This is a genomic window from Spongiibacter sp. IMCC21906, from assembly GCF_001010805.1.
In the GTDB taxonomy this organism is placed as follows: Bacteria; Pseudomonadota; Gammaproteobacteria; order Pseudomonadales; family Spongiibacteraceae; genus Spongiibacter.
In genome coordinates this window covers 48,905-69,922 of record NZ_CP011477.1, presented here as the reverse complement: position 1 = coordinate 69,922, position 21,018 = coordinate 48,905, and the positions used below count along the sequence as shown (strand labels likewise).

At 51.8% G+C, this 21,018-nt stretch carries 19 protein-coding genes and 1 riboswitch; of the genes, 15 read left to right on the top strand and 4 right to left on the bottom strand.

The window, feature by feature from the left end; all coding sequences use genetic code 11:
* Window positions 1-21 precede the first annotated feature (21 nt).
* The 3 genes from IMCC21906_RS00325 (at window position 22) to IMCC21906_RS00310 (ending at window position 3,226) form a co-directional block, all read left to right on the top strand.
* Window positions 22-477 (top strand): MotA/TolQ/ExbB proton channel family protein, encoded by a 456-nt coding sequence (locus IMCC21906_RS00325; protein ID WP_047010488.1) that lies wholly within the window; start codon window positions 22-24, stop codon window positions 475-477.
* On the top strand, window positions 470-775 hold the full coding sequence (locus IMCC21906_RS00320; protein ID WP_047010487.1) for a DUF2149 domain-containing protein: 306 nt from the start codon (window positions 470-472) through the stop codon (window positions 773-775). The genes IMCC21906_RS00325 and IMCC21906_RS00320 overlap by 8 nt, the downstream gene beginning before the upstream one ends.
* 98 nt (window positions 776-873) lie before the next feature.
* Window positions 874-1,055: riboswitch (cobalamin riboswitch) on the top strand.
* A 122-nt stretch (window positions 1,056-1,177) separates the two neighbouring features.
* Window positions 1,178-3,226 (top strand): TonB-dependent receptor, encoded by a 2,049-nt coding sequence (locus tag IMCC21906_RS00310; RefSeq protein ID WP_082117515.1) that lies wholly within the window; start codon window positions 1,178-1,180, stop codon window positions 3,224-3,226.
* Between the two features lie 1,096 nt (window positions 3,227-4,322).
* Here IMCC21906_RS00310 and IMCC21906_RS00305 read toward each other — a convergent pair.
* Window positions 4,323-4,742, bottom strand: coding sequence for a PaaI family thioesterase (locus tag IMCC21906_RS00305; protein WP_047010484.1), 420 nt, complete (start codon window positions 4,740-4,742; stop codon window positions 4,323-4,325).
* A 193-nt stretch (window positions 4,743-4,935) separates the two neighbouring features.
* Between IMCC21906_RS00305 and IMCC21906_RS00300 the strand changes: the two genes are divergently transcribed.
* From IMCC21906_RS00300 to IMCC21906_RS00280, 5 genes are all read left to right on the top strand, one after another.
* Window positions 4,936-5,286 carry a VOC family protein gene (locus IMCC21906_RS00300; RefSeq protein ID WP_047010483.1) on the top strand — a complete coding sequence of 117 codons (351 nt, stop codon included), beginning with the start codon at window positions 4,936-4,938 and terminating at the stop codon, window positions 5,284-5,286.
* 63 nt (window positions 5,287-5,349) lie between these two features.
* Window positions 5,350-5,670: a hypothetical protein gene (locus tag IMCC21906_RS00295; RefSeq protein WP_052763280.1), complete on the top strand. Its 321-nt coding sequence runs from the start codon at window positions 5,350-5,352 to the stop codon at window positions 5,668-5,670.
* A 73-nt stretch (window positions 5,671-5,743) separates the two neighbouring features.
* On the top strand, window positions 5,744-6,955 hold the full coding sequence (locus IMCC21906_RS00290; protein ID WP_047010482.1) for an MFS transporter: 1,212 nt from the start codon (window positions 5,744-5,746) through the stop codon (window positions 6,953-6,955).
* Window positions 6,956-7,043: 88 nt separating this feature from the next.
* Window positions 7,044-7,415: a hypothetical protein gene (locus tag IMCC21906_RS00285; protein ID WP_047010481.1), complete on the top strand. Its 372-nt coding sequence runs from the start codon at window positions 7,044-7,046 to the stop codon at window positions 7,413-7,415.
* On the top strand, window positions 7,402-7,890 hold the full coding sequence (locus IMCC21906_RS00280) for a hypothetical protein (RefSeq protein ID WP_047010480.1): 489 nt from the start codon (window positions 7,402-7,404) through the stop codon (window positions 7,888-7,890). The genes IMCC21906_RS00285 and IMCC21906_RS00280 overlap by 14 nt, the downstream gene beginning before the upstream one ends.
* Window positions 7,891-7,971: 81 nt before the next feature.
* Here IMCC21906_RS00280 and IMCC21906_RS00275 read toward each other — a convergent pair whose 3' ends face one another.
* Genes IMCC21906_RS00275 through IMCC21906_RS00265 form a run of 3 tightly spaced genes read right to left on the bottom strand, consistent with a single transcriptional unit; the run spans window position 7,972 to window position 12,167 of the window.
* Entirely contained in the window at window positions 7,972-9,396 is a 1,425-nt protein-coding gene (locus IMCC21906_RS00275; RefSeq protein WP_047010479.1) for a PepSY domain-containing protein, read from the bottom strand.
* Window positions 9,397-9,410: 14 nt separating this feature from the next.
* A complete protein-coding gene (locus IMCC21906_RS00270; protein WP_047010478.1) occupies window positions 9,411-9,953 on the bottom strand; it encodes a hypothetical protein in 543 nt (180 codons plus the stop codon).
* A gap of 15 nt (window positions 9,954-9,968) precedes the next feature.
* Window positions 9,969-12,167: a TonB-dependent siderophore receptor gene (locus tag IMCC21906_RS00265; RefSeq protein WP_082117286.1), complete on the bottom strand. Its 2,199-nt coding sequence runs from the start codon at window positions 12,165-12,167 to the stop codon at window positions 9,969-9,971.
* Window positions 12,168-12,344: 177 nt separating this feature from the next.
* Here IMCC21906_RS00265 and IMCC21906_RS00260 point away from each other — a divergent pair, with 177 nt between their 5' ends.
* The 7 genes from IMCC21906_RS00260 to IMCC21906_RS00230 all read left to right on the top strand — a co-directional run bounded on the left by IMCC21906_RS00260 (window position 12,345) and on the right by IMCC21906_RS00230 (window position 20,963).
* Entirely contained in the window at window positions 12,345-13,292 is a 948-nt protein-coding gene (locus IMCC21906_RS00260; RefSeq protein WP_231580295.1) for an HPP family protein, read from the top strand.
* Window positions 13,293-13,408: 116 nt separating this feature from the next.
* Window positions 13,409-15,697, top strand: coding sequence for a TonB-dependent receptor (locus IMCC21906_RS00255; RefSeq protein WP_047013001.1), 2,289 nt, complete (start codon window positions 13,409-13,411; stop codon window positions 15,695-15,697).
* Complete coding sequence (locus IMCC21906_RS00250) at window positions 15,687-16,991, top strand: PepSY domain-containing protein (RefSeq protein ID WP_047010477.1); 1,305 nt, start codon at window positions 15,687-15,689, stop codon at window positions 16,989-16,991. Before IMCC21906_RS00255 ends, IMCC21906_RS00250 begins: the two co-directional genes overlap by 11 nt.
* A 165-nt stretch (window positions 16,992-17,156) precedes the next feature.
* Window positions 17,157-18,560: a diguanylate cyclase gene (locus tag IMCC21906_RS16110; RefSeq protein WP_052763279.1), complete on the top strand. Its 1,404-nt coding sequence runs from the start codon at window positions 17,157-17,159 to the stop codon at window positions 18,558-18,560.
* A 120-nt stretch (window positions 18,561-18,680) separates the two neighbouring features.
* Window positions 18,681-19,247, top strand: coding sequence for an ATP-dependent zinc protease (locus IMCC21906_RS00240; RefSeq protein WP_047010476.1), 567 nt, complete (start codon window positions 18,681-18,683; stop codon window positions 19,245-19,247).
* A 414-nt stretch (window positions 19,248-19,661) separates the two neighbouring features.
* Window positions 19,662-20,174, top strand: a complete 513-nt coding sequence (locus tag IMCC21906_RS00235) for a MarR family winged helix-turn-helix transcriptional regulator (RefSeq protein ID WP_047010475.1) — start codon at window positions 19,662-19,664, stop codon at window positions 20,172-20,174.
* A 45-nt stretch (window positions 20,175-20,219) separates the two neighbouring features.
* A complete protein-coding gene (locus IMCC21906_RS00230; RefSeq protein WP_047010474.1) occupies window positions 20,220-20,963 on the top strand; it encodes a hypothetical protein in 744 nt (247 codons plus the stop codon).
* Window positions 20,964-21,018: the final 55 nt, after the last annotated feature.

The following is a 21,018-nucleotide window of genomic DNA, read 5'->3' as shown; positions in this document are numbered from 1 at the left end:
ATTTGATTGGGGGTTGTTACGATGTTTTCAGGCATTTCGCTGGGGCTTATGCATCAAATCACGTCGCTGCTGTTGCAACCGGTGGTGTGGGCGCTGCTGTTTTTTGTTGCCTTGGCCTTGTACGAAGTGGGCATCAGTCTGGGCGAACGCTGGGGCGGGATTGCGCGCCTGAGCCGCCGTGGCGGTGAACATGCCTTGCTTCAGGCCGGTAAGCGTCGTATTGAACGCGCAGATTTTATCACCCGGCTGGCCCCCATGCTGGGGCTGATGGGCACCTTGATTCCCCTCGGCCCCGGTTTGGCGGCACTGGGTGAAGGTGAGTTGCGGGTGTTAACCACGGCAATGACGGTGGCTTTTGATACCACGGTGATTGGCTTGTTGGCGGGGATGATTGGTTTTGTACTGGGGCGCTTGCGGCGTCGCTGGTATGACCAAGCTTTGTCAGAGCTGCAGTATAAAGGTCATAGCAATGGATAAGTGGCGGCGCAGTGCCTTTTTAGATACCGATGAAGACCCCCTCGGCCCTATGGCCAATCTGGTCGATATTATTCTGGTGTTTGCCTGTGGGCTTATTGCCGCGCTGGTTTCCTTTAGCCCCGATTTGCAAAAGCATTTCTCAACCGAAAAAACACCGCAGAATGTTTCCTTGGGTAAAGAGTTGAGTGAGGCACCAGAATCACTGCAACGTCATGTTGACGATGGCTCGGGCTATGAAGCGCTGGGCAAAGTGTATCGCGACCCTAAAACCGGAAAGTTGGTGTTAATAGGGGAGTAATCACCACGTCGTTAAGCCACATTTTTTAGTGTTTTTTTCAGCAAGATTGTCTGAAAAATCACCTTAATATTATCGCGGATACGCAAACCGTATCTGCATTGTTTCAACGCTGATCAGGTGCCTGATCGCCACGCTGCCAAACGTGGCTGGATCAGGGTAAACGGGAAGTTCGGTGCGCTGTGGCTTGATGGCTGCTGCAAGTAATACCGACGCTGCCCCCGCAACGGTGAAGGGATTGTGGTCCCTAAGCCCGAAACCGGCCTGAGCAGTATTTTCTTGGATGAAGCGGAGGGCTTCTTGCAACGATCTCGTCACTTTCCCAGTGGCGTCATTGTGCTGTGCCTTCTTTTTGCAACCTTGCCGCGCCAGCTTCCTTGGCTCCGGCGACACTGGGATAAAACGATGGAAAACAATACTGCTCAATCGCGCTATTGCCGCCTTGGGATAAGAATCAATATCGCCGTCTTGCTGGCCACGATCGGCATCTCTATGGCACATGCTGAAAGTCATCGCAGCGATAAATCGCTAGAAGAAATGACGGTGTTTGGTCGCGCCACCGATCTGGTGGGTATTGCTGGCTCGGCCAGCGAAGGCTCGGTGGGCGGCGCAGATTTATTGGTTAGACCCATGTTAAAAGTAGCCGAATTGCTGGAAGCCATGCCCGGTATGGTTGCCGTACAGCATTCAGGAAGTGGCAAAGCCAATCAATATTTTCTGCGGGGATTTAACCTGGACCATGGTACCGATTACACCGTGAGTGTGGATGCTGTGCCGTGGAATCTGCGCTCCCATGGTCACGGTCAAGGATATCTTGATGTTAATGGCCTGATCCCGGAAACCGTCAAGCAGGTGAATTACCGTAAGGGACCTTACTACGCTGCCTTGGGAGATTTCTCTTTGGCGGGTTCATCATCGATTGAAACCATTGATCGGTTAGAGCACAGCTTTATCTCGGCGGAACTAGGTGAATACGGTTGGGCACGGCTTGCTGCAGGGCACAGCCTTTCGGTGGGCGCTGGCGAGCTGAGTGTGATTGGCGAGTCTAAAACCTACGATGGGCCTTGGGAGCAGGAAGAGGTCTTGGAGCATGTTTCACTGTGGAGTAAATACCTTATTGATACCCGCTTTGGGCAGGCTGAATTCACGCTGTCTGTTTACGATGCTAAATGGCAACCCACCGAGCAAATTCCCGAGCGGGCCATTGGCTCGGCGGTTTGTGAGGATGAATATTGCGCGCTGGACGATAGTGCGAAAGGACAAACAAGCCGCTGGATTTTGGGTTCAAAGCTGCATGGTGATGATTGGCAGGCCGGATTTTACGCTCAGTATTATGATTGGAAGATGGAGTCCAATCCCACCTACGATTTTCAGATTCAGCAGTTTGATAAGCGCCAGACGTTGGGTGGCTACGCCAATAAAATGATTGTAGACGGTCATCATATTAAGTTGACGGTGGGTGGTGATTTTCGTTACGACGATATTTCACCGGTTGGCTTAAACCAGCATAACAAGGGACAGTTTGTAGCGGAAATCAGCAGTAACGATATTAAGGAAAGCGCCATCGGCAGCTATGTAGATTTAGCGTGGCATGCCAATGAGCAGTTGCGGGTATTGATCGGTCTTCGTGGTGATTATTACTATTTTGATGCGACGGCAAATAATAGCGGTGCCTTTGATGGTGAAGAGCGTGACTCCCAGATTTCACCAAAATTGGGTTTGGCCTACGCCGCTAATGAATGGCTGGAATGGTATGGAAACTGGGGAAAAGGCTTTCATTCTAACGATGCTAGAGGAGTGGTAAACAAGGCTGATAGGGTACCCGGTTTGTCTGAAGGAACGGGGCATGAGTTTGGTGGCCGAGCCAATATTGGTGATGTACAGCTTACCGCCAGTTATTGGTGGTTAGATCAGGACAGTGAGCTAATTTTTGTTGGTGATTCCAATTCAGTGGAACCCAAGGGGGGATCTGAGCGGGATGGTTATGAGTTAACGTTATTCTGGCAGCCCTTTGACGGTGTGGGTATCGACGCGGTGTATGCCCATAGCGATGCTCGTTATAATAATAGCGCCGAGGGGAAATACGTCGAGAACGCCATTGAAGAAGCCGCCCAGCTTGGTATTTCAGTGACCCGTGCCGCGTGGGAAGTCAGTGCCAGACTTCGTTATTTAGGTGCCTATGCACTCACCGCAGACAATGGCCATCGCTCCAAACCCTTAACCACCGTCAATATTCGCGGTGCCTATCATTGGCAGAAAATCACCCTGTACGCCGAAATGATTAATCTGCTGGATAACGATGGTAAAGATATCAGCTATTACTACCCGGCTTATGTCGAAGGGCTGGATGCGGGCAGCAGCTCAGATGATGTGGATTGTGCCGCGGTGGACTGCACCATGAGTCGCGCAACAGAACCCAGAACGTTACGGGTAGGTATGCGTTATAACTTTTAATATTGCGTTCTAAGCAGGGGCATTGTTAATACCTACCTTTGTGCGCTGGATCCCGGCTCGCTGCGCGTCCGGGATGACGAGCGTTTAATAAAGGGGAATAGAGCAGGCGGAGGGGGCTCGCTACGTGTCCGGGACAACACTCCACACCACACCATCGTCATACCAGCCCCCGGCTCGAAGGCCGGGGCAGGCTTTGAGCCGGTATCCAGAAGACCTCGGCGTAAGAATTCACTTCGATGTAGTGGCTTGTATCGTAGCTGGATCCCGGCTCGCTATCGCGTCCGGGATGACAATACACCACACCACGCTATCGTCATACCGGCCTCCGAGCCGGTATCCAGAAGACCTCGGCGTAAGAATTCACTTCGATGTAGTGGCTTGTGCCGTAGCTGGATCCCGGCTCGCTATCGCGTCCGGGATGACGAGGTTTCAGGTAGTTTAGTCATGCTAGTCTCGGGCTCGTAGGCCTGGGTACGTTTTAGCTTGAATCTCACGAGTGTAATGTATTGGTGGTCTAGCCAAAAAGACTGAGTCATACCGGCCCCGAGCCGGTATCCAGAATGCCTCGGTGTAAGAATTCACTTCGATGTGGCGGCTTGTGCCGTAGCTGGATCCCGGTTCGCTGCGCGTCCGGGATGACGGGACAACAACCACGTTATCGTCATACCGGCCCTCGAGCCGGTATCCAGAAAGCCTCGGTGTAAAATTCACTCCGATGTAGTGGCTTGTGCCGTAGCTGGATCCCGGCTCGCTGCGCGTCCGGGATGACAGGGCAACACACCACGCTATCGTCATACCGGCCCCCGAGCCGGTATCCATAAGACCTCTGTGTAAGAATCCACTTCGATGTAGCGGCTTGTACCGTAGCTGGATCCCGGCTCGCTATCGCGTCCGGGATGACGAACGTTTAATAAAGGGGAATAGAGCAGGCGGAGGGGCTCGCTGCGCGTCTGGGGTGACAGGAGAACACACCATGCTATTGTCATGCAGGCCCCCGGCTCGAAGGCCGGGGCAGGCTTTGAGCCGGTATCCAGAAGGTCTCGGTATTTTGTAATAGCAACAATAGCAATGTTGTAAGCTGCCGGGTGTGTAGGCGTTATTCTGCGGTTGTCATTTGATAAATATTAAAGGTGCCGCTGCCGGTGGCTACCAGTTTGCCATCTTCATCGAGGAGCTGGGCCTCGCTAAAGGCGACCCGCTTGCCGCGTTTGATTAATTGGCTTTCGGCGAAGATCTTGCCTGCCCGGGCGGGGGCAATAAAGCTCACTTTGATATCCAAGGTAAACAGCGATTCGGCTTCGCTCAGGCTGTTAACCACCACTTCGCCTAAGGCGGCGTCGAGCATGGCGCTAAGAAATCCACCCATAATACTGCCGGAAGGGTTCAGGAATTGCGGGGTGCCGGTAAAGACCATTTTGACTTGGTTTTCTTCGTGTAGTCGTTCAAGACGCTGAACGCCTAAGGTGTCGTAGCATGAGGCAAAGTTGTTATCGTCTGGGCGGTTTGAGGTGGCCATAGGTGTTATTTTCTCTGAATGCCGAGGCTGTCTGCAGCTTGATAAAAATCCTTGTCTGATTATAGCTTTCCAGCAAGGTAAATGGCTAACATGGATCAATCAAATTGCTTGGGGCAGTTTTGTACTGGCCTGTTTGTGCTGGCAAGGGTGGAGACTGCGGAGCCGCTACGCTGCAACAGAGCCGAGGTTAAAAATGAAAGTTAAGCGCATTACGTCCAATACCGCGACGGCCGAGCTGGGCAGGGCCGGGGCTTTTTATGGCGATATTTTAGGCTTGAAGTTGCTGATGGATCACGGCTGGCTTCAAACTTACGGCTCAGATCAAACAATGACGGTGCAATTGAGTTTTGGCTCTGAGGGCGGCTCGGGAACGGCGGTGCCGGATCTTTCCATTGAGGTGGATGACCTTGATATGGCCCTGGCTCGTTTTCATGCGGCCAATGTGGCGATTGAATACGGGCCGGTTAGCGAGCCTTGGGGTGTGCGTCGATTTTACGTTCGCGACCCCTTTGGTCGGCTTGTTAATATTTTGCAACACGCATAGCGCGCTGTTGATGAGTTTGATTGCTACGGTTTGTTTTTGTCACCCACAGGGATGCTGGACCTTATGAATAAAGAAGACATGATAAATAAAGAAACCTATATCGCTGAAGTGGAGCAGCGTCTGCGCAGGATGTTTAAGGCTTCTCGCGATGGCCATAAAGCTGCGCCGGTGGAGCGTCATCGTTTAGAGGGCTTTATGCAGGCAGGGGTGTTTTTGGGCTTGGCGAGCCATCAGGAGCTGGGCCAAAAAATGGCTGCGATTCATTACGCGGTATTTGGCAAAACCATTGAGGAGCGCAAAGCTGAGTTGTCAGGTTTATGGAAAGACGAAGCCATTGATTACAGTGCTTATGATGCACCGACCTACGAGCGCAAGGGTCATTAACATGAGCAGCACAGAAATTGTTGGTGGTACCGATTGATACCTTTATCCCCTCGCTAAATTTGGATGCTGCTTAATGCTGCGAAATAAAGCCTTTATTTGTTTTCTGTTAGCGCGGGTGCTGTTTAGTCTTGCGGCCTCGGTGCTGTCGGTGGCGATTGGCTGGCATCTTTATCAAGCCACCGGTGATGCTTTTGACTTGGCCTTAGTCGGCTTGATGCAGATTCTGCCTATTGTGTTGCTGTTTATTATTACCGGCTGGGTCGTTGACCGTTTTCCTCGAAAGTGGGTGTTGCTGGCCTGTGGCAGTTTGCAGCTATTGGTGTTTTTGGGGCTGGCGTTATCGCTGTCGTCGGGGCAGCTTAATCGGGAAGTCGTCTTTGCCCTGTTATTTATTAACGGCTGTGCGCGGGCATTTTTTGGGCCCGCTTTGCAGTCGGTGCTCCCTAATATTGTCAGTAGAGACGACTTGTCGAAAGCGGTGGCAGTAACGAGTACCGTTTGGAATGGGGCGATGACAGCTGGCCCCTTCGTTGCCGGGGTACTGATTGCACAACTGGATTTTGCCACCTACTGGGTGTTGGTGATATTGGCGGGTTTGTCTTTGCTATTGCTCTCCCAGTTGCCAGATATCCGAGTGGTTCAGACGTCTCAGCGAGATGGTCGGGCGCTGCTGCAAGGGGTTCGCTTTGTGTTTGCCAATCCCTATGTTTTGCCTGCCATCACCCTGGATATGTTGATTGTACTGCTGGGCAGCGTGGTGGCATTGTTGCCGGTGTTTGCGGTAGATGTTTTGGCGGTTGGTCCTCAAGCATTGGGTTTGTTACGGGCCATGCCGGCATTGGGGGCGGTGGTAGCGGGAACGCTGATGTCTCGATTACCTGAGGCGCGGGGCGTGGGGCGGCGTTTATTTATTGCGCTGCTGGTATTTTGCGGCGCCATTCTGGTGTTTGCCTTGTCTGACCAGCTTTGGCTGAGTCTGCTTGCCTTGTTCGTTTACGGCGGGGCCGATATGGTCAGCGTGAACTTGCGTTCTACGGTGATTCAACTGGCCACCCCGGATGATCTTCGGGGCCGGGTTAATGCGGTTAATTCTCTGTTTATTGCCACGTCTAATGACCTTGGCGACTTTCGGGCCGGTGGCGCAGTGGCAATGGTCGGTGCTGTGCCTGCGGCTACGGTGGGCGCGGGTTTTGCATTGCTGATTACGATGGCTGGCTGGTGTTTGTCGCCTAAGCTGCGGGCATTGGACAAAATGGTGGATGTTGTACCAAAACAAGGGGGCTAGGCCCTGGGTTTATATGTCATTAGTCTGTTAACAGTGGCGGGGATGCTGCTATCTTTAATTGAAATGGAACCGGCTTGAACACATCGCTATGCAAATACTGCTGATTATTCTTTTTACGGTTTTGGTTTTGACGCTGGGATATTTATGGATGCGCTTGCGTGCCCAGCAGGTATTGCTGGCGGAGTTGCAGCTTGAACAGCAAACCTTGGCCAAGGCGTGGCAATCTCAACCCATCGACTTTGAACACTTGAAGCGGGCAAGTATCGAACCCTTAATTTGTATCAAGATACTCAACCCGGTGGAGCTGGCGTCTAAAGAATCGGTGTTTGCCGGGCCGATAAGCAGTGTGGCGCCGGATGTGATTCGCCGCAAAGTCTATAAACGCACTGGCGATATTCTGCGAGAAGAGTTGCAGATGAAAGGTGTGCAAACCGAGATTCAACTCTATGGACTTGATTGAATACGGCTTGGCCATATTGGCTTTAACGCTGGTGGTGTTGGTGTATCAAGGGGTGGCGAAGTTGAGTCAGCAAACTCAGGCATTGTCGCTGCGATTGCGTGAAGATGCCGCCCGTTTGCTGGAGCTGCGTTACCAGCAAACGCTGCAATGGCAGATGGAAGACGCCCAAGAGTTTGTCGAGACCTTTGTGGAGTCGGGAACCGCAACAGTGCGTGGTTTGCACATGGGCATTTCCCGGATTCCCTTTGGCATGCTTGAAGCCAATGCGATGACCCGGGATACCGGCAAGGTGGTGCGGGAAACCCACGATCTTATTTCTGATGTGGTTTATGGCTCGATTAGAGGGGTGAATAAATCGGTGGGAATATTGGGTCGCAGTGTTTTGGGTGCTAAACCCAAGGGTGCCGACAAAGGCCTTGATAAGTCTGCCAACAAGCACCGCCCCCTTGATGAAGACGGTGAGTCAGATCGCTAGTAAGGCACCTCTGATTGATTCGGTGATATCTCAAGCTTAACCAAAATTTGCCTCGAGAATAGGGCCTTAAGCGACGTAATCCTATGCCTTGTTTTTAGTGCGAGGCACCATCCACAGCATAACGATGGCGCCAATCAGTAGAGCGGTATTGATGCCCAAAGACACCCCGCTTAAGGCGTTATCCCCAAACCTCAGGCCGTGAATGACAAGCAAGGCCATTATGGCGGCCGCGTTGGCGTAGAGCATGATGGCTTTGCTTTTTTGCTCATTGCGGACAAAGCCGGTAAGCACGCTAAAGCCCAACAGCGGTAGCCAGAACAGCGCCGGAGAATGTAACTGAAAAGCAATTTGGGCGATGGCGGTGATGGTAATGGCCAGCGGTGCGCCCCAGACACAGCCCACCCAAAGATGGTTGAGGGCGTCCCGGGATTTACGGCGAGCAAACCAGATATTAATCCCCGTAACCGACACCACGGTCAGGGCCAAACCAAAAATAGCGAACAGTATCTGCATATTCACCCCGGCAAAATGGCCGAAGTGTAAGCGGTATACCGAGAAAATGGTCTGGCGCCCGGCCTCACCGTCAGAAAAACCCACCTTGCTTAAATAGTTGCCCTGGGCATCAAAGCGATACTGCTCGGCATAAATCAGTCGCTCGGGAACCTGAGTGCCAACAATAATAAATTGTTCCGGGGTGTTCACGTCTTCCACGGTGATATAAAACGGGGTTTCGTCGGGTGCTAGCTCAGGCATTTGGGCGAGTGCCGAGCCAACTTGGGCATTGTCGACAGCTTGCGCTAAAACGGGGCTTTCACCAAATACCGACGGAATGATTTTGTCAGTATCGCCGTCAAAAAAGGCTTGGGCCAGTACCAGGCTCATCACCGTTGCCAGACCAAAATAAGCGCCGGTAATACCAATCATTAAATGAAAAGGCGCCCCCCAGACCGATAAGCGATTGTGAATGTCGGCCTGTTCCAAGTGCTTGGAGCCCTTCAGACGCAGGGTAAAGGCATCGCGAAAAATGCGTGGGTGGGCCAAAAATCCAGAAACGATCAAGCTGATTAACATCACCCCAAAAATGCTGACGATCAAGGTGCCGATGGTGTGGGGCAGGTGCAGACCAATATGCAGGTTGATCAGGTCGTGGGTCCAGTCGTGGTTAACTTCTTCGGCCAGCTCGGCCTCGTCGTTAAGCCACCAACCGCCGTGGTCCGATGCAACAGAGGCTCGGGGCATATCCTTATAGGGCAGGCCGATAAACATATGCTCGGTTTCTTCTGTGCCTCGCTTTAGCGCCTTGTCGTAAGCTGCTTGCAATTGGCTGGGGCTGACACTGATGTCTTCGCTGATCTGGGGTTGTTCCCAGCGTTCAAATTGGGGGTAAAACACCACCAAGGTGCCAGACAGGCAGATTAAATACATAAAGACGCCAACCAGCAGGCCAATCCACGAGTGGCTGCTGAGGGAGTTTTTAACCAGTGAGGGTGAGAGCAGTTGCTTCATTATTGGCGTCGTCCTTAAATATGTACTATGGCCGCGCCGGCCAAACCCGCGAGGCTAATCCAGAGTGCAGGGCGAAAGCGATTGGGGTCTGCGCAAACCCAGTATGCGGCCAGCCCCCATAAGACCGGGGCAGCAAATACGATAAACACCATGCTGTTTACTGCGCTCCAGGGCAGCAGGCTAATCAGCCCGGTGGTGGCATAGGTTGCGGCAATGGCAGAAAGGGGAAAGGCAATTAAGAACAAGGCAAAGTGCCTGAACAGGGTGCGGCTATTGGGCACCACAAAATTGATATTCTCGGCAATACGCTGTTTTTTGCGTTTAATTTCCAGGTTGTAAATAACGGCTAGCCAGGCCATGAGTGGGACAATCAAAAATCCGTAAGCCAGGCCAAATTCAATGCCGCTCAGCGTAATCCAAACCACGGCGGCAGCCACGCTAAATAGCCAGCCTGTCGGCATCAGCCATGCTTGAGTGGCGCTGCGGTTTTGCCATGACAGATAGAGACAAACCATCGCCAGAGCTGAAAGGCAGAGTGCGGAAAATACCAAAATCATGCCGTTGTATATTCCTTATAGTTTGATCGTTGCCGACAGTACCAGGCTGCTGGGCGAGCCTAGCACAAGGTAGTTGGAGCCGGGAAAGCCGCCCACGGAAGCCCAGTAGTGACGGTCGGTGAGGTTTTCTACCCGACCGCGAAAGCTCACTTCATTACCGCCTAAGGTGGTGGTGTAGCGCAGCCCGGCATCCAGCCTTGTCCAAGCTTGTAACTTTACGGTGTTTGCCGAGTTGGCATATTGCTCGCCGGTATAAATGGCTCGGGCGTCCAGGGCGAGTCCGGGCATGCTGGGCAGCGTCCACTCGGCATTAATATTGGCCTGTAGATTGGGCACGCCAATGGCCTCATTGCCTTCGTCCGCCCCGCCGGTAGTATTGACTTGCTCGCTCTCAATCCAGCTGAGGCCGCCCAGTAGTTTGAGGTTTTGGCTTGCCTGGCCAAACACGCTTAATTCAATACCGCGATTACGTTGCTCGCCGTTGTCAGTAAAGACACTCGCCTCCACTAGGCTGCTGGGTTTGTTGGTGGAAAATAGACTGATTGAACCGCCGATATTGCCACCGTCGTATTTTGCGCCAATTTCAAATTGTTCTGAACGGAAGGGGTCCAGTGACTCTCCGGCATTGCTTACCGGGTTGCCATTACTGGTGGCGGGGGCGGTTTCTCCAGGTTGCAAGGCTTCACTGTAGTTGGCGTACAGCGCGATACTCTCTCCCATTTTGTAGACGAGGCCGGTAACCGGGGTGAGGGCGCTCTCGCTGTAATTACTCGCCGGGTCGGGCGCACCGCTGTTGTAATCAAAGCCGCCTTTATCGATTTTCTGGTAGCGGGCACCGAGGGTGAGTAACACGCGTCCCTGCATAAAAGACAGCATGTCGGCAATGGCCAAACTGCTGGTGTCGGTTTCTTCGGTGATCAATGGGTGCTTAAGATCACCGCCGGGAAAAATATTGCTGTTTGGGGCCGGACGATTTACCGGTTGGTAGAGATTACTGGCGAAGCTGTCCAGATAAAAGGCAAAGGCGTTTTTGGATTCCAGGCTGTAATAAGAGGCCGAGGCGATAAGACGGTGACCGATGCTGCCGGTTTCAAAATCGCTGCGCAAACCGACTTCACTGGAGTAGATTTTGTCTTCCCGGATATTGTCAAAGCGGCTGGCGGTGGTGTTGCCATCGCTGTCGGTACTGGGATTGGCTAGCACATTGTCTTCTTCACCTTCTCGGCCGCCAAATGCAGCCCATAGGCTGGTACTGTCTGTTAGCTGGTATTCGGCTCTGACCACACCAAACAGTTGCTTTTCGTCAGTGTAAGTCCAGGGTTGGGCGTAATTGCTATCGGCCTCGGGTGGTTTGGGAATTTCGCCAGTGGGGGTGACGCTGGGGCGCGGATTATCAATGCGGTTATCCTGATAACCGATATCTGCAGACAAGCGCAAACGCTCGCCCTGATGATCCAGCCCCAAGGAGAACACACTAAGTTGACGGTCTTGATCGCTAATGGCATTGTCGCCATCCCGGCGTACAATATTCAAACGCAGGCCATTTTCCTCGGTTTCGCCAAAGCGACGGCTCATATCCAGCGCGGTGTAGATTTGCCCGCCTTTTTCAAAGCCGCCGCTGAGCAGTGTTTCTGGTTCTTCCCCCGCGCGTTTTGGCACAAGGTTGACCAGCCCACCCACACCGCTGCCGCCGGGACTGGCGCCGTTTAAGAATGAATTGGCGCCACGAAAAACTTCTACTCTTTCTAGCAGTTCTGCGGCCACATACTGCCGGGGCAGAATGCCGTACAGGCCGTTGTAGGTCATGTCGTCGGAGTACACCGGAAAGCCCCGAATAATATACAGCTCCTGAAAATTACCAAAACCGGTGGAAACTCTCACCACGGGGTCATTCTGAAGTACGTCGGCAACACTGCGGGACTGCTGATTGCGAATCAGGGCGTTGGTGTAGTTGGTGCTGGTAAAGGGCGCATCCATCATATCCATATTGCCCAGAATACCTGCCCGGCCTCCCCGAGCTACTTGCTCACCGGGGTAGGCTTCCAATAGCAATACTTGGGAGCCGTCACCGGTCACCAGCACTTCTTCTACATCACGTTTGGGGGCTAATTCTTCGGCAGCGATTAAACCTGGGGATAGCAATGTGAAAACAATCGCCAGTGTTAGGGCTGGGCCCTGATTTAGGCGTGTTGACCGCAGAGTGGGCGCGGACATGGAGATGCTCCTGACGATGGGGGCGGCTGAATGGCCATTTGAGAGTGGTAATAAACGCGGTAAATAGTAATAAGATTGATTCTTAAATGCAAGAAGGGAGCAGCTTGGTCTGAATAGTCGATTGATTCATTTTGGTGCGAAAGCTACTATGCGAGACTTTTTTGAGGCACAGTTTTGGTGCAAAGTCTGATTTTAGCGTTGTCTTCTTTCGCGCATTGGTTTGGGATTGATGCCAGCCATACCTCCCATCGGGAAAAATGGGTGGCAAGTCTGGGTGCCCTGTTGGGAATTGTCGCAGTGTTTGCTGTGTCGCAGCATTATCTGGGTGCCCATGCGGGTATTTTCATGCTGGCCTCGATGGGGGCGTCGGCGGTGCTGTTATTTGCCGTTCCTCATGGGGCGTTGTCCCAGCCGTGGTCGGTATTGGCAGGGCACCTGGTGTCTGCGGCCATTGGCGTAAGTTGTTATCGCTGGCTTCCCCACTCTGTTTGGGCGGCGGCGATTGCGGTGGGTTTGGCGGTAGGCGCGATGGCCTATTTGCGCTGCGTTCACCCTCCCGGCGGCGCTACTGCATTGGCGGCGGTCATTGGTGGCCCAGAAATTCATGAGCTGGGGTTTTCGTATTTACTGTTTCCGGTCGCCATTAATGTCGCGGTAATCCTCGGTTTGGCGTTGGCCTTTAATAACCTCTTTCCCTGGCGTCGTTACCCCATCGCCTTAATGAATCGCAGTCGCGATGTTCCCGGTCAGTCGGGGCGGTTACAGCTGAGTCATGAGGATTTTTCTGCGGCGATGCTGTCCTTGGATACCTATGTGGATGTGACCTCTGAGGAATTGGCCGCGCTGTTTGAGAAGGCCTGTGAACATGCCCGCAGTCATTCGCCGGGCCCGGGAATCCGTGGTGGAGCCTACTATAGTAACGGCGCGTTAGGGGCTGACTGGGCGGTGCGGCAAGTGATTGATTTACCGGATTCTCTTCAGGGCCCCAAGGTGCAGCTGATTTATAAAAATGTCGCGGGTGCTGATCTTTATGAAGTCGGCGTGTGTCGTCTGTCAGCGTTTCGGCGCTGGGTGGCCTTTGAGGTTGAGCAGCGAGATAGCCGTTGGGTGCGCAAGCGAACCTGATTCCCTGGCATCAATCTAAACCGGCTGTAAAATTCGACCCACTGCGACAATTTGTCACTTTGCCCGTTGAGGGCATTCACCTAAAGTGCGCGGCAGTTTTCATCAGGATTGCTGCTATGCTTTCATCTCGTCTCGTTCTTGCTGTTTCTGCGCTAATGTCGTCGCCACTTTGGGCGGCCTCGGAACTTGCCCCTGTGCCATCCAACTATGGTGTGGAGGAAGTGAAAGTCTGGGGTGAAAAGCGCAACAGTGGTGATGCGGGTTATACCAGTCCTAACAGCGTATTAATGCCAGAGGATATGCTCAGCATTAATGCCGCAACCACAGAAGACCTCGTAAAGTACGAGCCCAGCCTGGTTATTCGCCGCCGCTTTATTGGTGACGCCAATGGCACTTTAGGGATTCGCGGCAGCAATATGTTCCAAACGTCGAGATCAATGGTGTTTGCCGACGGTGTGCCGCTGCATTACTTTTTGCAATCCCGTTGGAACGGTGCTCCCCGATGGACTATGGTATCGGCCAGCGAAATTGCTCAGCTTGAAGTGTTATATGGCCCTTTTTCTGCTGAATATAGCGGCAACGCCATGGGCGGGGTGGTGCTGATTGAAACGGCGATTCCCCAACAGCAAGAGCTGCATATTGATGTGGGTTATTTTCGTCAGGACTTTGATGCCTACGGTTTTGATGACAGCGTAGACGGCTATAAAACCTTTATTTCTTACGGCGACAAACAGGGCGCCTTGAGTTATTACCTCTCTTACAATCACCTGCAAAACGATTCCCAGCCCCAGAGTTTTTATTATGGTGGTGCCAGCAGCAACCCTGGGGCCACCCCTGTGACTGGCGCGATTGCCGGTAATGATGAGCGCGGGAATCCCCAGCTGTTTTTTGGTGACACCGGTATTGTTGATACTGGCACCGATAATTTTAAGTTAAAGCTGGGCTATGAAATGGGCGAGTGGATTGCTCTGGCCAATATCGCCTTTGAAGATCGTAAGTCTTACAGCGATGCCCCCAATAGCTATGTGCGCGATGCCAATGGCGAGCTGGTTTGGGCTGGCGATGTTGAACAAGACGGCGAGGCCTTTTCCATTCCGGCTTCTCGGCTCAGTGTGAGCGAGGCGAAGCGGCAAAGCTTGTCGCTGGGCTTGCGTTTAAAAGGACCGCTCAGCGATAGCGTTAATTTTGAAGCTAATATCAATCAGTTTGAAATTTTAAAAGACCAGACCCGCAGCTCGACGGTTAACCCCAATAATCCCGCCTTTGATGGCAGCGGCCAAGTGGTGGATTACGGCGATACCGGTTGGCAGACCCTGGAGGCCAAACTGGCGTTTGATGAGGTCGGCGTTGACGGTATGAGCGTATTAACGGGGCTGCGTTATGAGGCTTACGAACTGAACACCCAAGTGTTTAGCTCCAGCAATTATGCGGCAGGCCAAAAAGACAATGCCGTGGATGCCAGTGGTGGTGAAACCAGTTTGGCGGCAGCTTTTATGCAAATGAACTGGGATTTTGCCCCTGCGTGGGACCTCTCTTTGGGCGGTCGTTTTGAGTCTTGGCGCAGTCGCAGTGGCTATTACGCCGACGACAATGTCGCCACGCCGGGTTTGGATCTAGTTGATGTGCCCGGCCGGGAAGACGAGAGCTTTTCCCCCAAGTTTGCGCTGGGTTTTCAGCCCGCTGAGCAATGGCAGCTGCGTTATGCAATAGCACGGGCATATCGCTACCCGATTGTAGAAGAACTCTTCAGCCAGTTTGAAGCCTTTAACAGCTTGAGTGAGGCGAGCCCCGAGCTAAAACCGGAAAAAGGTTTGCACCACAACCTCATGATTGAGCGCGGGCTTGAAAATGGCTATGTGCGAGTGAATATTTTTCGGGAAACGATTCAGGATGTTATTGAATCTCAAAGTACCACCTTGCCCGGTGGCGGCTCGGTCAGAACCTTTGTGCCAGTGGATGTGGTGGAAACCCAGGGTGTTGAACTTATTGTTAACGCCTACAATTTTATGCTGCTGAACCTGGGTTTGCGTTTTAATTTGGCGTGGACTGATGCGGAAATTACTAAAAATCGAGTTGACCCCAGTATTGAAGGTAATCAATTTACCCGTATGCCTAAATGGCGTGGCAATGTACTGTTAACCTACCACGTTTCTGAAAAACTGGATGTGGGCGGCAGTGTGCAATATGCCAGCGACAGTTATGGCCGCTTGGATAATACGGACCGGGAAGACAATGTCTTTAGTGCCCAAGATGCGTATCTGCGCTTAGGTTTTAAAAGCAGTTACCAGTTCAACCCGCAAATTCGCGGCAGCATTGGTATCGATAATTTGCTGAACGATATTGATTATGTCGCCCACCCTTGGCCGGGCCGTACTTTTTACGTGAATCTTTCTTATGATCTTTAAGCGGAAGCTCTCTGAGCCGACTCGGCTTAAATTGTATCGACGAATTTGGCGCTGGCATTTTTATGCTGGCGTTTTTTGTATTCCGTTTATTCTTACGTTGGCAATATCCGGCGGAATTTACCTTTTTAAACCGCAAATAGAATCTTGGTTAGATCAGTCTTATCAGAATTTACCTTTTAAGGGCGAGGCGGCCAGCGCTGAGGCGCAAATTCAGGCTGCCCTAAAGGCTGTGCCCGGTGCTCAGTTTATTGCTTATCAGCTGCCAGCGCAGGCTGGCGATGCGGTCAAAATCACCCTGTCTAAGCAAGGGCAGCGGCTGTTGGTTTATCTCCATCCCCAGAACCTTTTTGTACTCAAAACGATACCCTTTGAAGAACAGTTCATCCGTCAGGTTCGTGAGTTTCATGGCGAATTAATGGCGGGGAAGGTGGGTTCAATTCTGGTGGAGGTTGCTGCCTGCTGGGCCGTTGTATTGATTGTGAGTGGTTTGTACCTGTGGTGGCCTAAAAATACCAAGGGCTTGGCGGGGGTGATGTATCCGCGACTGTTTAGCGGCAAGCGTCTGTTTTGGCGAGACATTCATGCCGTTACGGGCGTCTGGATTTCAGCGCTGGTGTTGTTTTTATTAATCAGTGGTTTGCCTTGGGCGTTGTTGTGGGGAAGCGCTTTTAAAGAGCTGCGTAGCTGGGGGCAGCCACCTGCAGCGCAGGATTGGTCGCTTCGGGCAGAGCATCACCATCAGCCCGAGTCGCTGAAGTCCCGGCCAGTATTACAGCAAACCGTCATTGATACCGCCGTGGCATTAAATTTTGCGCCGCCGGTGGAGTTGAGTCCGCTAAAGAACCGGCCAGACCAATGGCAGCTGAAATCCCAAAGCCAGAATCGACCCTTGCGCGCTGAGGCGACGTTGGATGCCACCACTGGCAAGCTGATATCGCAAACAGGTTTTGCAGAGCGAGGTCTGACAGACCGGGTGATTGGGGTGGCGATTGCTGCCCACGAAGGCCAGTTGTTTGGCTGGTTCAATCAGCTATTGGGTTTGTTTGCGGTTCTCGGACTGGTGTTGCTGGCAATTAGTGGTGGTGTTATGTGGTGGCGACGTCGGCCAATAGCCGTTCTTGGTGCGCCGCCTTTGCCCACAGAAAGCCATATTGCGGCCTGGGTCAGTGCGTTGGTGCTGTTGTTGGCGGTATTGTTGCCGGCCTTTGCTTTGTCTTTGATTGCATTGTTGCTCATTGAAAAAACGCTGCTGCGGTGTCTGCCTGCTTGCCGACAATGGCTGGGTTTGGTTTGAGTGTTTTTTAACCTCCCGTCATCACTTGTAGTAGCGAAATAATAATTTTTTATCCTTGCTCAAGAAGAGGCCTAGGTCACTAAATGACCGACCCATCATCGCTTCTGCTTGGGTTTCTGGGGCTGATTCGATAAATTACAGATACATTTATTCGGAGGCTGCCTTATGAAAGGCGAATCGCTGTCATCCAGTCAGCCAGATTTAACTATTTTATCGCGTCTGCATGCTGGCCAACACGCTGCTGTTGCGATTATTGCGGTTGTTACTGCGTTGGTATGTCTTGCGTGGATTGCGCCGGGTCTAATCGGTGCTCTGCTCCCCGATGGCTGGTCACTAATGAAATTTAATACGGGGCTGGGGCTACTGTTGGCGGCAGCGAGCTTCAGTTTTGCTCAAGAGCGCCGCAGCGCCCAACAGCTAAAGCTTAGTTTGCTGTTTGCGAGCATGGCCTTGTTACTGGGGTTGTCTGCGCTATTGGTGCATGTGTTTGATTCTGGCTTGGGACTGGAAACCCTGTTTGTCGCTGATACGGCAGCTTCTCGCCCCGGCTTAATGTCATTGCAGTCGTCGGCATTTTTGTTTTTGCTGAGCCTGACATTGCTGCTTAATCGCAGTCGCAAAAGCCTGATGTCAAAGGTGTCGGATGTCTTGGCGATGGCCCTGATTATTACAAGCTTGATCATTTTTTCGGGTTATTGTTTTGGTGCGGCGGGTTTGTATGGCCAGTCAGCGGATACGGTGACGTCGCCGCATACTCTGGTTTGCATGTTGCTCCTCACCTTTTTAGTGGTGTCTCGGCGGGCGGAGTACGGCGTTTTTAGTGTCATTGTAGGGGTGGGGATAGGTAGCCGAATCTCCCGAATGGCGGCCCCAATTGCGTTGCTGCTGCCTTTTGCCATGTCCTATGGCTTTAAAATTTCTGCCTCGGCGGGTTGGGTGAGCAATGCCTATGCGGCGGCGATGTCTACGGCCTTTATTGCGCTGCTGTTTTTTTGGATGGTCATTATGATGGCGTGGCGGATCAATGATCTGGAGCGTGACTTACGGGATATGTCACTGACGGATGAATTGACCGGGCTTTACAACCGGCGGGGTTTTTATCTATTGGGCGAGCAGGCGCTGCGAGATGCCAGGAGGATGGATGGCGATCTTAGTGTGTTGTTCTTTGATTTAGATAATCTGAAAACCACAAACGACACTTTGGGCCATGAAATTGGCAATCAATTGCTTAGCGATATGGCGGGCCTACTCAGCAAAACTTTTCGTAGCAGTGACCTTGTCGGACGTATTGGGGGTGATGAGTATGTGGTCGCGGTGCCATCCGACCCTGCTGCGTGCAAGGAGCTTATATCGCGGTTAAGTGAAAACTGCCAAGTATTAAATGATAGCGGAGAACGGCAGTATACGCTGAGTTACAGTGTGGGTATGGCCAGCTGGAGTGAGGGGACATTTAGCCATTTTCAGCAATTGGTGAAGCGTGCCGATGAGCTGATGTATGAACAAAAACAGCAAAAGAAGCGCCGTCGAAGTGAGGCGCGGGGGGAGGGTGACACTGTTCTAAATAGCTAATAGCTGGCGCGGATGTAAATATTTACCCGGAACCCCTTTCAGCCCTTATTGTCCAGAATATCCATGTAGGGCGCTTTGACGCATTAAGCGGATTAGGTATTGATCAATAGGAGTTGGTTAATGTTAATGAAATGGCAGTGTTTTTTCGTTGCAATCATGTTGGGTTTTGTAGGTGCGGCAAGTGCCGAGTCAAAAGCGGATAAAACCGTGTTTGGTTGGCTAGAAATGGCCACTATTGAACCTTGGGGGGTGGCGGTTAAAGCCAAGTTAGATAGTGGTGCATTAACCTCGTCTATGCATGCAGAAAATTTAGAAGAGTTTAAAAAGGATGGCGAAGACTGGGTGCGCTTTACTGTTGATGTGGAGGATGAATACAAAGATAAGGAAGTTGAAAAAACCTTCGAGTTGCCGGTACATCGCAATCTTAAATTGCGGGGCGCCGGTGGCGTAGACCATCGTCCAGTGGTGTTAATGAAAATTTGTCTGAACGATACGGTTTATGAAGAGCAGTTCAGCTTGCGTAACCGGGAAGATATGAATTATCCAGTATTGCTGGGGCGCAGGACCATCCAGAGCCTTGGTTTAATGGATGTGCGCCGCACTTTTATCAATAAGCCCCATTGTGACGCCAGCTCAAAGTTAATGGAGTATGCCAGCAAAAGCTACGATGAGGATATTGGCATTTGAAGCCCTAGTGCCTTCTTGAAAGCCGCCTGTGATGGCGGCTTTTTTGTGTCTGAATAAAAGTCAGCATCTTTAAAGCGGCTAATGAACGGTTTCACTCGTTTGAATCTCTAATCTAGAAAGCCTACGCAAGAAATTTAATCTTGACAGCAGAATAGAGTTGCGGCCTAATAGTTTCATCTGAAATCATATTGAAATTACTTGGTTTTGCATTCCGTAATGTGACCACCCTCACTTGCGGATTGGCTGCCTTACTTAGGGCAGCTTTTTTAATAAAAATAAGCCGCTTTGTGTTTAGTGGCCAGTTGTCCTCCGGTTCTTAAGCTTTGTTTAGGCATTCTATTCAAGTTGTCTCATTGACGGGGTAGTGCCCCCCTCATACTATCTCTAGCTTGGTATTTTTTTGGAGATAAATGGGTGAGAGGAATCGAAAGGCTTCGGTCTGTTGAGCGTTCTACTGAGCCATTAGCAAAGGCGCTGCCTGAGTTGCCAAAGCAGCAAACGATTTTGGTCCGTTTAGTGAGAATTGCAGCGTATGGTTTGGGCGATTTTTTTACTGGGGTTTTTAGTGAGCTTGGCCTGACAGAGCATAGTTATCACGCATTGTGTGTCTTGGTTTCGAGCGATAAAGGCCATGCCTCTCCCAGTGAGTTAAGTGAGTTGGTAGGCACTAGTCGTCCGAGTATGTCCAGGGTGCTGGTCGACTTGGAAAAAGAAGGCTACGTGCGGCGTGAAGCGGGTGCGCTCGATGGTCGGCGGAGCGTTATTGTGCTCACCAAGCGTGGGCGAGACGTCGTCAATAAGCTAACCCCTAGCATTGCTGACCCGGTAGCCAATGCTTTTGCCGATCTAGATTCGGATGAGCAAGCGGTATTAGATAAATTATTAAGAAAGGCGATTGTGTCTTTCGACGAGGCCAAGTATCGCTAAATAAAGCCGAGCTTGGTGTGATGACAACAAGCGAGGTATACAGCGATGGATGAGAAAACCGCCTTTCGGCATGAATTGATTAGCGCGTGGTGCGGTCCAGCGTTCTTAATCACCTTTATTATCTTCTGGGTTATTCTGGGCGGAAATTTCCCTAATCCTTCTCCAAACTTAACGGCTGATGCCTTGCAGGCTCGCTATGCTGATAATCTTGGCTCAATCCGTTTGGGCTTTATTGTCTCGCTGATATGCGTCGTACTGTATTTACCTTGGACAGCTTTGTTAAGTACGCAAATGGCCAGAATTGAAGGTCGTTTCCCGGTGATGGCTTACCTGCAGTTGCTAGGTGGTGGTCTTACGGTGATGGTCGTGTCGTTCAGTGCCTTTTTCTGGGTGGCGGCGGCCTTTCGTCCTGATCAAGATCCTGCAACCACCCAAATGCTGACCGATCTGGGCTGGCTCTGCATTGATCTGCAATATGCGTGCACAACCTTGCAGATGATTGCTGCCGCGCTGGTGGGCTTGGCAGATAAGCGGGAAGTGCCGTTATTTCCACGCTGGGCCTGCTTTGTCACCATCTGGTGCGGACTTAGCTTTTTGCCTGCGAGTTTAACTGGCGTTGTCAAAACAGGGCCGTTCGCTTGGGACGGCATGCTGAGCTACTACATCCCTTATGCTTGCTGGTTGGGCTGGTATGCCATTGCCAGTACTTATATGCTCAAAGAAGTACATCGTCGTATTAAGGCGAGCGAAGCAGCGGGTGAATATAGCTCGGGCCTGTCGCAAGCTTAAAATAATATCTAAGGGCTGCCTGCGAAAATTGATTTTCACGGGCAGCTATTCAGTG

What these genes read in the sequence shown, in the direction of transcription:
- IMCC21906_RS00305 (WP_047010484.1), bottom strand. Translation starts at nt 4,742, where the DNA reads ATGGCCACCTCAAACCGCCCAGACGATAACAACTTTGCCTCATGCTAC.
- IMCC21906_RS00325 (WP_047010488.1), top strand. Translation starts at nt 22, where the DNA reads ATGTTTTCAGGCATTTCGCTGGGGCTTATGCATCAAATCACGTCGCTG.
- IMCC21906_RS00250 (WP_047010477.1), top strand. Translation starts at nt 15,687, where the DNA reads ATGATCTTTAAGCGGAAGCTCTCTGAGCCGACTCGGCTTAAATTGTAT.
- IMCC21906_RS00240 (WP_047010476.1), top strand. Translation starts at nt 18,681, where the DNA reads ATGTTAATGAAATGGCAGTGTTTTTTCGTTGCAATCATGTTGGGTTTT.
- IMCC21906_RS00255 (WP_047013001.1), top strand. Translation starts at nt 13,409, where the DNA reads ATGCTTTCATCTCGTCTCGTTCTTGCTGTTTCTGCGCTAATGTCGTCG.
- IMCC21906_RS16110 (WP_052763279.1), top strand. Translation starts at nt 17,157, where the DNA reads ATGAAAGGCGAATCGCTGTCATCCAGTCAGCCAGATTTAACTATTTTA.
- IMCC21906_RS00295 (WP_052763280.1), top strand. Translation starts at nt 5,350, where the DNA reads ATGAATAAAGAAGACATGATAAATAAAGAAACCTATATCGCTGAAGTG.
- IMCC21906_RS00285 (WP_047010481.1), top strand. Translation starts at nt 7,044, where the DNA reads ATGCAAATACTGCTGATTATTCTTTTTACGGTTTTGGTTTTGACGCTG.
- IMCC21906_RS00265 (WP_082117286.1), bottom strand. Translation starts at nt 12,167, where the DNA reads ATGTCCGCGCCCACTCTGCGGTCAACACGCCTAAATCAGGGCCCAGCC.
- IMCC21906_RS00290 (WP_047010482.1), top strand. Translation starts at nt 5,744, where the DNA reads ATGCTGCGAAATAAAGCCTTTATTTGTTTTCTGTTAGCGCGGGTGCTG.
- IMCC21906_RS00310 (WP_082117515.1), top strand. Translation starts at nt 1,178, where the DNA reads ATGGAAAACAATACTGCTCAATCGCGCTATTGCCGCCTTGGGATAAGA.
- IMCC21906_RS00300 (WP_047010483.1), top strand. Translation starts at nt 4,936, where the DNA reads ATGAAAGTTAAGCGCATTACGTCCAATACCGCGACGGCCGAGCTGGGC.
- IMCC21906_RS00320 (WP_047010487.1), top strand. Translation starts at nt 470, where the DNA reads ATGGATAAGTGGCGGCGCAGTGCCTTTTTAGATACCGATGAAGACCCC.
- IMCC21906_RS00270 (WP_047010478.1), bottom strand. Translation starts at nt 9,953, where the DNA reads ATGATTTTGGTATTTTCCGCACTCTGCCTTTCAGCTCTGGCGATGGTT.
- IMCC21906_RS00280 (WP_047010480.1), top strand. Translation starts at nt 7,402, where the DNA reads ATGGACTTGATTGAATACGGCTTGGCCATATTGGCTTTAACGCTGGTG.
- IMCC21906_RS00230 (WP_047010474.1), top strand. Translation starts at nt 20,220, where the DNA reads ATGGATGAGAAAACCGCCTTTCGGCATGAATTGATTAGCGCGTGGTGC.
- IMCC21906_RS00275 (WP_047010479.1), bottom strand. Translation starts at nt 9,396, where the DNA reads ATGAAGCAACTGCTCTCACCCTCACTGGTTAAAAACTCCCTCAGCAGC.